11 protein-coding genes and 1 tRNA gene are annotated in these 10649 nt (G+C 45.8%); 4 read left to right on the top strand and 8 right to left on the bottom strand.

From position 1 onward, the window contains the following. Positions 1 to 8 precede the first annotated feature (8 nt). From HMPREF9720_RS11620 to HMPREF9720_RS15685, 3 genes are all read left to right on the top strand, one after another. Complete coding sequence (locus HMPREF9720_RS11620) at positions 9 to 1643, top strand: hypothetical protein (RefSeq protein WP_009598568.1); 1635 nt, start codon at positions 9 to 11, stop codon at positions 1641 to 1643. 141 nt (positions 1644 to 1784) lie between these two features. Continuing rightward, a complete protein-coding gene (locus tag HMPREF9720_RS11625; protein WP_244990102.1) occupies positions 1785 to 2525 on the top strand; it encodes a radical SAM protein in 741 nt (246 codons plus the stop codon). 4 nt (positions 2526 to 2529) lie between these two features. Beyond that, positions 2530 to 2694, top strand: a complete 165-nt coding sequence (locus HMPREF9720_RS15685) for a hypothetical protein (RefSeq protein ID WP_009598549.1) — start codon at positions 2530 to 2532, stop codon at positions 2692 to 2694. 34 nt (positions 2695 to 2728) lie between these two features. On the opposite strand, the gene HMPREF9720_RS11630 is transcribed toward HMPREF9720_RS15685, so the two are convergent. Together HMPREF9720_RS11630 and HMPREF9720_RS11635 are read right to left on the bottom strand one after the other, a co-directional pair. Beyond that, positions 2729 to 3349, bottom strand: a complete 621-nt coding sequence (locus tag HMPREF9720_RS11630) for a hypothetical protein (protein WP_009598546.1) — start codon at positions 3347 to 3349, stop codon at positions 2729 to 2731. 60 nt (positions 3350 to 3409) lie between these two features. Then, a complete protein-coding gene (locus HMPREF9720_RS11635) occupies positions 3410 to 4225 on the bottom strand; it encodes a DUF2971 domain-containing protein (RefSeq protein WP_009598565.1) in 816 nt (271 codons plus the stop codon). A 39-nt stretch (positions 4226 to 4264) separates the two neighbouring features. On the opposite strand from HMPREF9720_RS11635, the gene HMPREF9720_RS11640 reads away from it, so the two are divergent. Further along, a complete protein-coding gene (locus tag HMPREF9720_RS11640) occupies positions 4265 to 5131 on the top strand; it encodes a hypothetical protein (RefSeq protein WP_014776102.1) in 867 nt (288 codons plus the stop codon). Between the two features lie 9 nt (positions 5132 to 5140). Here the strand turns inward: HMPREF9720_RS11640 and HMPREF9720_RS11645 are convergent, their stop codons facing one another. From HMPREF9720_RS11645 to HMPREF9720_RS11665, 6 genes are all read right to left on the bottom strand, one after another. Then, positions 5141 to 6409 carry a Y-family DNA polymerase gene (locus tag HMPREF9720_RS11645; RefSeq protein ID WP_009598553.1) on the bottom strand — a complete coding sequence of 423 codons (1269 nt, stop codon included), beginning with the start codon at positions 6407 to 6409 and terminating at the stop codon, positions 5141 to 5143. Beyond that, the gene (locus HMPREF9720_RS11650) at positions 6409 to 6849 is read right to left on the bottom strand and encodes a LexA family protein (RefSeq protein ID WP_009598571.1); all 441 of its coding nucleotides are present in this window, start codon (positions 6847 to 6849) and stop codon (positions 6409 to 6411) included. Before HMPREF9720_RS11650 ends, HMPREF9720_RS11645 begins: the two co-directional genes overlap by 1 nt. A gap of 101 nt (positions 6850 to 6950) precedes the next feature. Continuing rightward, on the bottom strand, positions 6951 to 7490 hold the full coding sequence (locus HMPREF9720_RS11655) for an ORF6N domain-containing protein (RefSeq protein ID WP_009598559.1): 540 nt from the start codon (positions 7488 to 7490) through the stop codon (positions 6951 to 6953). Positions 7491 to 7501: 11 nt separating this feature from the next. Further along, a complete protein-coding gene (locus HMPREF9720_RS11660) occupies positions 7502 to 8716 on the bottom strand; it encodes a site-specific integrase (protein WP_009598544.1) in 1215 nt (404 codons plus the stop codon). A 288-nt stretch (positions 8717 to 9004) separates the two neighbouring features. After that, positions 9005 to 9109: transfer RNA gene (locus HMPREF9720_RS15690), tRNA-Lys, on the bottom strand. 317 nt (positions 9110 to 9426) lie between these two features. Then, positions 9427 to 10593, bottom strand: a complete 1167-nt coding sequence (locus HMPREF9720_RS11665; protein WP_039940584.1) for a hypothetical protein — start codon at positions 10591 to 10593, stop codon at positions 9427 to 9429. Positions 10594 to 10649 lie beyond the last annotated feature (56 nt).

Consider the following 10649-nt stretch of genomic DNA (forward strand, 5'->3'; position numbering starts at 1 on the left):
AAAGGATAATGAAAACTATTGCCGTATGCTTGGCCGCGTTGCTTTGCGGCTGTTCGATAACCGGGCATCTGGAGCGTCGCCAATACTGCGCCGACGTGTTGCACGTCAGCCGCGAACAGCGCGAACGCGAGCAGCAGACCTACCAGCCGCCCGCCTTGAAGATCGAATGGGACAGCAACCGTTTCTACCTCGTGCCGACCGAAGTACAGGAGAACGGCGAACGTATAATGGCAATGCAGATTCAGCAGGTAACCATACGCGCCAAAGCCCGAACGCTTCCCGAACGGCTGGGAAAGGTCATAATCGACTTCGTGATCGACATGCCCCGGCAGTTGCAGGGCGCATGCCGGAGCGTCATCGTAACCCCCTATCTGCACAAGTACGGCGAAGCGCATGCTTTGCAGGACATCACCATTCGGGGCGGGCTGTTTTCACGGGTGCAGCAGCGCGACTACTGGCAGTTCGGCAAGTATGTCCGGGCTTTCGCACCCGACAGCAGCGCCGAAGCCCGCGCTTTCGCCCGCTTCGTGAAATATCCCTATCCGGAGGGCGTGCGGCTCGACAGCGTGGCGGCCCATCCCGGCCATATCTCGTACTACTATTCGCAGGAGGTCCCGACAGACGAAACGTCGAAAACGATGCTTGTAACCTTACAGGGCCGTGTCGTGGCCCTCGACGACAGCAGCTACACGCTGCCCCCGTCCGATACGCTGACCTATCACGTTTCGTCGATGCTCTCGTTCGTCGATACCACGACGCGCTACAAAATAAAGGTCATAAACAAGTACGCCACCGTGCAGGACCGCAACTACATTCAGTTTTTGGTGAACGACACCCGTGTACTCGACACCCTCGGCAGAAACACCGCACAGCTCGGTAAGATTCAGGCACGCATGGCCGGACTGATCGCCCAGCAGGAATTTTTCGTCGATAGCGTCGTCCTGACGGCCACGGCATCCCCGGAGGGCAGTTTTACCCGTAACCGTGCTTTGGCACAAGGCCGCGCCCATGCCCTCAAACGCTACCTGCAGGAGCGCATCGGCCCCGAAGTCGATACGCTCGTCCGGGTGCGGTGGGTGGCCGAGGACTGGCCCGAACTGGCGACCCGCATCCGTGGTGACGAAAGCCTGCCGCACCGCGCCGAAATGCTGGAGTTGATCGCCGCCGAGAAAGACCCCGACCGACGGGAGCGGCTGATCCGCGAACGATACCCGGCGGATTATCGCTATCTTAAAGAAAGCGTCTATCCGTGGCTGCGGGCCGTGACATTGCGTTACGACCTGCGCAGGCAGGGAATGATAAAGGACACCATTCACACCCGCGAGGTCGATACGGCTTATATGCGGGGTGTGGACCTGCTGCAAAAGCGCAGGTATGCGAAAGCCCTTTACAACTTACTTGAATACCGCGACCGCAACACCGTCGTAACGCTCCTTTCGCTCGGCCATGACGCGCAGGCATTGGAAATCCTCGACGGGCTGGAGCAGTCCGCGACGACCGAATACCTCAAAGCCGTGGCGTGCTCCCGGCTCGGTCGCAAGGTAGAGGGCCGCGAACATTTCCTGACGGCCTGCGGCATGGACAAGCGGATGCAGTACCGCGGGAACCTCGACCCCGAAATAACCGAACTTTTAAAACAATAAACCATGAAAATAGGACTGATAGACGTAGACGGCCACCACTTCCCGAACCTCGCGCTGATGAAGTTGTCCGCATGACACAAAGTCCACGGCGACAGCGTGGAGTTCGCCGACCCCATGTTCGGGCAGTATGACCGGGTGTATATGGCAAAGGTGTTTACGTTCACTCCCGACTATCCCCACGTTTTCCCCTGCGAAGTCGTGAAAGGCGGAACCGGGTATCGGGATTATGCGCGGGTCCTGCCCGAAGAAGTGGAACACTCCTGCCCCGATTACGGGTTGTATGATTATCCTGCGGCAGTAGGTTTCCTGACCCGCGGATGCGTGAACCGCTGCCCGTGGTGCGTAGTCCCCCGTAAAGAGGGGGCAATCCGGGCAAATGCCGACATTGAGGAATTTTTAGGCGGACGCCGCAACGCCGTACTGCTCGACAACAACGTACTTGCGTCCGGGTGGGGACTGGAGCAGATCGAGAAGATCATCCGGTTAGGGGTGCGGGTGGACTTCAACCAGGGTCTTGATGCCCGGCAAATCGCCCGGAATACCGAAATCGCAGAACTGCTCTCCCGCGTGAAGTGGTCGAAGTATATTCGCATGGCATATGACAGCTCCGCCGTCCGGGACAACGTTCACAGGGCAATAGAAAGGCTGAAAAAATGCGGCGTGAAGCCCGCAAAGATGTTTTTCTATGTCCTCGTTCGGGACGTGGATGACGCGCTGGGCCGCATCGAAGAACTGCGTGCGCTGGGATGCCAGCCCTTTGCACAGCCTTACCGCGACTTTGAGAGCAAGATACACCCCACACCCGAACAGCGGCGACTGGCCCGCTGGTGCAACCATAAACCGACGTTTCACACCGTGAACTACAAAAACTACAAAGAATAACGCTATGAAAAGGAAATCATTCGTAAGCATTTTAATCGTGCTGCTGGCCCTGTTCAGCCTGACCCGCTGCAAGCTGGCAGAGGTCGAAACAATCGACGAAATACCGTGCCCCGGAGTGGGAATAGACACGGTGATAATCCCCGGCTGGGACAATCAGCCTGATGACTAAAACAAATGTCCAGCCTTTCAGGGCTGGACATTTGTTATTTGAACGGATTAAGTTTTGCATCGTGTGCTTTTTTTTCGATCAAATTCTGCCTTTCTTTTTCGAGAATTGATAACACATTTGGCTTGATGTTGGCATTGCGTTTTTTGCATTCCTCTTTTAAGAGGTTAATTCTTGTTTTGACTTCTGAAACAAGAAATTTAATATCCTCTTTTACTCGTTCTTTCCATTCATCGCTTAGTGGGATGCGTGTATATTCTGTTATAATGGTTAAGGTTAATCCATTTGCATTTGCACTTCCCTTTATAGGAGCATAGTGTGTATCGGTAGGAGTATTGAAAAAGAAAGTATAATCACCTTGGATTTTGAATTTATAATCGACTGCGACAAAATCATAAAACTCATGGATTGCACCAATTCGTAATTCTGGTCGTAACGCTTCTCGCGAAATGGGCATAAGATAACTAATTGGCTCAACATCTTCTGTTGTAAACTCCGTGTCGCAGATAATGCTATATTGTTGTTCTATTCTGTCCGCGATCTTTTGCAAGTCGCAATTTAATAGCTCATTATCTGTTATTTTGTTAAGTTCGGATGCGATTTTCTTATCGCTTTCATCGAATCGGGTTTGAATGGGAGTATTGTTGAAGAGATACATAATAGGAATGGGTTAGTGTTTCACAAATGTATGAATAATTATTTTTTAAGCTAAAAAGTTTTATTGATTGTTGTGAGAGTATAATTTCTCTGCATATAATCCATAGGTATGTGATTGTTGTCTGAATTTATATACATCAAATTTCTTTTCTTTTGCTATATTGATTATAGTATCTATGTTACCGTCAAATTTGCATCCTAAATACACTCTATTAATCAAGTTACGCATTTGTAATTTTACCGGTTCGTCTAAATTCAGATAGGGATTAGGAGTTTGCCGCAGTATCAGACGATACTCCTTTTCATGTTCCCACCACTTCGCTTTTGTCAATAGAAAACCGTTGATTTCGTTCTGGGCTTTTTTGGATGGGGTGTTATCAATCCGGGGTGTCTGATAGTCAAATGGTACTATATTGATAAGATTTAAATCTGGAAGTTTATTTTTGTATACAACCTTTCTGAATGAGAGGTAACTATTGATTTTATCGTGAAAATGGTTAATTAAAGAGGTATAAATGTCTTTCATATTGACACCTATACACATGCCTTTGTGCTCGTTGTAATAACTCCACATCAAAAAGGTGGTAGCAGTTTCACTTAAACTACAAATTCCGAAATATTTGGTGAGTTCATTTAAGTCAAAGGACACACTAAATTCCGGGTATTTTCCCTGACATTCGTGCGAAAGGTAACAATCGTAAGGGTCATTCAGAAAGCCTGTTCGCCTGAACCATAATTCTTCTTTTTGCAGCATGGATAAACCACCAGTGGTATCAATGTACTTATATAGAATAGCAGGATGTTGGTCTTTATTGGTCATAGTAGATTCTTGCGCTTTAAATCGTTGATAAAGATACAAAAAAATGCTATTTACCATTAAGATATTTTCACTACCTTAATGGAAAATTTGAACGATATGTTTGACTTGAATAACCTTATCGGTCGTCTCCGGCGAATTGAAAATGATCCTGCAGCTCAATTCGAAGATATTGAAGATGCGTTTAATGATATGATAGGGCAGCCGATTGTTGCGCCAATTATAACCATGCCTGCCGGGATATTGGTATTACGCGCTCGTCAGGTAAAATCATTTAATGAAGTTCAGAGTGAAGAACAAATCAGCTATTTGCCGCAGCAACTTTGTGAAAAATTCGGACGGGCGAATATGCCGGATAATCCCTTATTCTATGGTGTTCTTGTAAATCGAGATAACGAAGAAGAAATCCCGCGTCTAACAAATAGTATTATACTGTCGCTATTTGAAGCCTGTCCCTTTTTTCGAGGACCGATGATAGATGAAGAATATCGTGCTGTTGTCGGATGTTGGGAATCATATAAACCACTTGACGGATTGACGATTATAAATCCAGATTTACGTGAAAACAGGTCCGGGATTAATCGTCAGGTAGCGAATGGACTTTCGAATTTCTTGGCAGAAATTGAAGAATTGCGTAGGGCTGGAGCGGATTTCTATTCTGATGACGAAATAATAAATTTTCAACGATATATGCACCATAAATTTACAGATAACGTTAATGCAGACAGAGAGTACTGGATTCCCGCAAAATTTACGTTTGATGTGTTAGTGCAACCCATTATTGACGGAATATTTTACGAGAGTTCACAAGGACGTGTAGACGATCGACTGAAGGATTGTATTAGTGTTGCGCTTAAACCGCAATCAGTAGATACGAAATTGCATTTTCTTGGGGTCTATGATGTTCTGATAAAAAATGATGGGGAGAAAGTTACGATTTCTGCACCTATATTTCGGAACCTTTAATTGTATAAATTACATGGCCTTTACCTGAATAATGTCGTCCCAACTGGTCGTATATCGTTGGGAAAGGTGTTCGCGGTTCATGCGGTAGGGCGGTGTCGCGCCCTGCGTGGCGAGGCTTATCTTGTTTCGGCCGTAGGTCTTGTTCAAGGCGTCCATGACCGCCATGATCCGCGTATGTTTGTCCCGGTCAATCGGGTCGAACATATTGATTTGTACTCCTTCGTTCGACCGAATATCCGAAAGAACCACGCCCGCACGTTTGTAGCCGTAGCCTTTGGAGTACAAGTCCCGCAGTATCTTGCCCGCATATTTTACCAATTCGATGGTGCTGTCTGTCGGGTTGGGCAGTTTCAGCAGCGCATTTTCATAGCTTTGCGGCTTGTCGGGGCGGTGGCGGTTCGTCAGGATGAACACCCGGATTTCCCCGCAGACGGATTGCTGCTTGCGCAGCTTTTCGGCGCTGGTGGCGGTGAAAAGCGCGATATTACGGTGCAGTTCGCCGTAATCGGAAACGTCGTTGTGAAATGTTCGGGAGGTGCGTATCTGCTGCTTGGGCTGCGGCATATCATCAAACCCTATACAAGCTTCGCCCCGCAGCTCTTTCCACATGCGCAGAGCCGTAATGCCGCCCATGTTCAGGCGCACCCACTCCGGGGATAACTGCGTGAAGTCGTATGCCGTGGCGACGTTCGCGGCCAGCAGCTTCTTTTCGAAGCGTCTCCCGATGCCCCATACGTCGCCGATAGGGAACCGCCGCAGTACTTTCTCTATATCTTCCGGGCGGTGCATGTAGCAGCAGCCCGCCAGCTTCGGATATTGCTTGCACAACTTACTGGCGATCTTCGCCAGCGTTTTGGTCGGAGCGATACCCAAGCTGATCGGGATGCCCGTATTCTTTTTCACTCGTTGCACGATCTCCAGCCCGAAGTCCCGCAGCGTGGCCGGGTCGATGCCCGTGAAATCCATGAAACTTTCGTCAATGGAATAGACCTCGGTAGCGGGGGAGTACGATTTAAGGGTATTCATAACCCGCGTACTCATATCCCCGTAGAGTTCCAGATTGGAAGAAAAGACAGCGACATTATTTTGCCGGAGAAATGCAGCCTGCTGAAAATAGGCATCGCCCATCTTCAAACCGAGCGCTTTTGCTTCATCGCTGCGGGCAATGATGCACCCGTCATTATTCGACAATACGACAACAGGCCGCCCGTTTAGATCGGGGGCGAACATTCGTTCGCAGGATGCGTAGAAATTATTGCAGTCCGCAAGGCCGTACATTATTTTTTGACTTTCTTTATTACATACCGGACAACGCCCCACACACGGAAGTCGCAGTCCGTAGTGACCTCGATAGGCTTGTACTTTTCATTGGCAGGGACAAGCCAAACCTGCGCCCCTTTAAACCGGATCGTTTTCAGCGTAAATTCCCCGTCGATAAAGGACACCACGACATCCCCATCGAGCGGATCGGCGGACTTATCGACCGCCAGCAAATCGCCCTCCTCGATATGCGCGTCTTTCATGCTGTCCCCGACAACACGTGCGAAAAATGTAGCGTTCGGATTCGGGGCTACCAATTTATTCAGATCAAGCGGTTGTTCGATGCTGTCGTCCGCAGGGGAGGGGAACCCTGCGTGTACGCCGCTATCCATCAGAGGAACCTCCAACGGTGCAGTAAGGTCCGGTTTAAACCATTCCAATCTTATGTTTTCATTCATAGTCGAAGCAAATGTATATAGATTTTATATTCTAAACAAGCCAGAATATAACGAAAAAAGCCGCCCTGAAATTGCAGGACGGCTATTCGTTTGAGTGTTTGCTATTTCGGTTTGCGGGTGATTGTATGCTTTACTTTCAGCACGACAAGGTTGCACTCGATTGTCGTTTCGGACTGCGTGGTTTCAAAAGTATCGTCCAGCAAATCGCTGATGATACGGCTGCCTTTCTCGGCAAGCCGCTCTTGCAGATGCGGGTCGTTAGGTTCTTGCAACGCCGACATCGTGCGAGACAGTTCTTTCACCTTTGCAAAGGTTTCGATAATTCCGATTGTCGTCTGTGTGGCAACAGGCGATTTCAGGATTGTCGCCAGCATATAAAGTCCCTTTTCGGTAAAGGCTTTGGGGGCATAGCGGACCTTTGCGGATTTTGTGGTCGAAATTTTCGACCGCAAATCTTCCCATTCTGACGGGGTAAGCTGGAGAATGTACCCGTCCGGGAATTTGTCGGGGTTGTTCTTGATCGCTTCGTTTACGCGCTTCGTTTCGACGCCGTAAAGGGCTGCTACGTCGCTGTCGAGAATCACCTGACGACCCTGAACAACGATGATTTTGTCTTTGATTGCTGTCTGAACTGCATCCATAATATAGTAGTTTATTGGTAAAGAGTTTGTAATGTTTGCGTTGCCGTGTTCAAAACGTTAATGTCTTTGATGATCTTTTCGGGAAGAACGCGGGCGTAGTGCTGCGTCATTTTCATATTCGCATGTCCCATTGTCTTGGCGATGGTGGCAATAGGAACGCCGAAAGACATGGCGGTAGTGGCATAGGTATGCCGGGCCATGTGGAAAGTCATATTCTTTTTGATGCCGCAACTACTTGCAATTTGCTTCAAGTAGGCGTTTACGTGCTGATGCGGGGAACGAGGTAGTACGTAGCTGTCATTCTGATTCTCGTATTTCTTAATTATGGATTTCGCAATATCCATAACCGGGATGATCGACGGAATATTTGTTTTCTGACGGGTAATTTTAATCCACATATCCCCGTTTTCAGCAAGCGTAATGTTTTCACGTTTTAGGTTCATGGCATCGACAAAAGCTAAGCCCGTAAAACAGCTGAATACGAATAGGTCTTTTGTCGTTTCCAAACTTCGCAATGAAAATTTCTTTTGGATGATTAATTTAAGTTCATCGACCGTCAGGAAATTCGGGTCCACAGGGTCAAACTTAATTTTGTAATCGCTGAACGGGTCCTTTTTCAAAAGACCTTTCTTGATGCAGATTTTTGTAACATGTTTGAATACCTGCATGATTTTTTGAACTTGATTGTTTGAAACCTTATACGTAGTGAATAGATAGTCTGAAAAATCATCGACGAAAGAACCGTCGATCTCCGCGGCGTACATATCCGAACGGTGATGTTTTACCTTGATGAAATCCGCCACCCGGTTATATACAAGGGTAATACGTTTGTAGGTCGAAAGAGAACGGCATTTGCCGATCATATCCTTTTGATGTTGCTTGTACTCTTGGAAAACGCTTAATAGGGTAGTGCTGGAATCATCAATCCCTAAAAAAGCATTTTTAACTTGCTCGGCAGACAGCACAGGACCGCGCAGAAACATTTCCTGATAGGTAGTTCTGATTCTTGCTTCGATATTGCGCAGTTGGCTATTTAGGGAACTTGCTCCCTTTCCATTGATTTTCTTTGTTTTGCTGTCCCATTCCGTAGTTTGCGGGTCAATTTCCAACTGCGTGAAGAATTGTGTCGTCTGCTTATTGACAGTAATACGCCCCATAATGGGCAATAATCCGCTCTTTTTCTGTTGCTTTTTTACATAAAAAAGCACGCTAAATGTGTTTTTCATGGTTACTTTTTTTGGTTACAAAATTAGTCTAATTGTGCCTTAAAACTCTGACAATCAGCGGACAACTGACGGACTTTTCAAGGAATTCGTAACCAAAATCGGGGAAAATTCGTAACCAAAAATATTTTTGGGTTTTGGTTACGAATTAGTAACGATTTTTTGTCGCAGTTTGGCATTCTGCTGTCGTAACCGCAAAAGAAAAAAGCCTTATAGTAGACAACTATAAGGCTTTTACGTTGCTTTGGCCGTTGTTTGGCACTTATTTGTGCCGGCTTTTAGCATTTTCTGTACCCCCTCAGGGGCTCGAACCCTGGACCCCAACATTAAGAGTGTCGTGTCTCCTGCGCGGACAAAAACTTCGTTTTCGTCCGTAACCAACTGAGCTAAAGAGGCATCAATCGTTATCCGATTGCGAGTGCAAAGGGCTAATAAGGTAAAGTGTATAACAAAGTGTATAACAGAAATATTGGTGTAACTTGTTTGCAGTTAATAAATTAATATTGATAAATGGATAAAGTTTATGTGGTAGGAAATCGGCGAAAAATTTTTCCCTCTCGCCGTTCGTCTGTTTTCGGCAATTTTCAGTAGCTTTTGTTTCTATAAAGAAAAAATCCCCGACCGTATGGCCGAGGATATATGCTACAAGTACTTTAATTGACCGTGTGACGCAATTTCAAAAAATTCATTTTATATAGCCCTTAAAAATTATGTCACTTGATTAACAAAGCATCGTATCGTGTTTGATAATCATAGTTAAACAGTTCTTCATCGGAGCAATCCTTTTTTAATATGCAATCCAACTCAAAACCGCTACATATTCCATATCCCAAATATCTACTCTTTATTTGAATCAATTTTCTCCGTTTGAGATTATTCGTACAATTGTCATAAACTTTTTTGAATGGCATCGGTAATTGTGCTGATACTTTTCTACGTTCAGCCATCCATTTATCCCAATAGCGCATATCATTTTTTAATGCACATCGCTTTTCTTCCACGCTATATTCCTCATAATCTGAATTAATCACATCAAAGAAATCCGAATATGCTCTATGTATCATTTTATCTGGAATCAACCTATGTCGTTCTGTCGGCTGATAATTGGAATCACCCAAAATAAAATAGTAATCCAATAATGAAATCAATCTCTGCTTATAGCTTTCTATGAAGAAATCGCCATACGCCATTGGTGCTCCAGACCCACCATGTTTCCCGACAACTATTTTATCGCATACATCATATAAGGTTTCTTCATATTCTTTCCATGCACAATGTTCCGACGCTAAAATATCCTTAAACTCATTGTTACAATCCAACAGTCGATAGTTATAAAATACCACCTTGCATTCCTGTAATTTGGTCGCCAACGATGCGTGCATATTATAATCCCATTGCGAACCGAGTGAGTAGGATAATAATGAATCAATTTGTTCCGAAAGTCTTTGATAACGTTCTATTTCCGTGGTGGAACAATTAAGAGGGTAACATTCATTAATGCGCCAAAGAATCATATCTAAATCATCTTGATAAGGTGTTGTTCCATTCGCAAACCACAATGCAACAAAATCATTTACCGCAATAATATGGGGTATATCTCGGAAATACTCGATTCTATCATAAAATCCGTAACGTTCAGTAAGATGCAAACTGTCGAATCGCCGTTGATATTCAGCTATCTTGTCTTTCGACGGCTTCCCAAATAAGTAAGGGATAGAATCGGCATTTCTCCACTTAAACTTGAAATGGACGGTATCATAAGATGTCTTGATTGTAATTTCAATTGAATCCTTTTCTGTCTGCTCAATCTGCTTTACTTGTCTATTGCCACATCCAAGCATCATTAAGCCAACAACAAGTATCAGTATGCAGTTCTTCATTTTCTGTGACGCAATTATAGAATGTTCAATTTATATCTCCTTAAAAATTATGTCAA

Origin of the sequence: Alistipes sp. HGB5 (genome assembly GCF_000183485.2) — a bacterium.
GTDB classification, from domain to species: Bacteria; Bacteroidota; Bacteroidia; order Bacteroidales; family Rikenellaceae; genus Alistipes; species Alistipes finegoldii.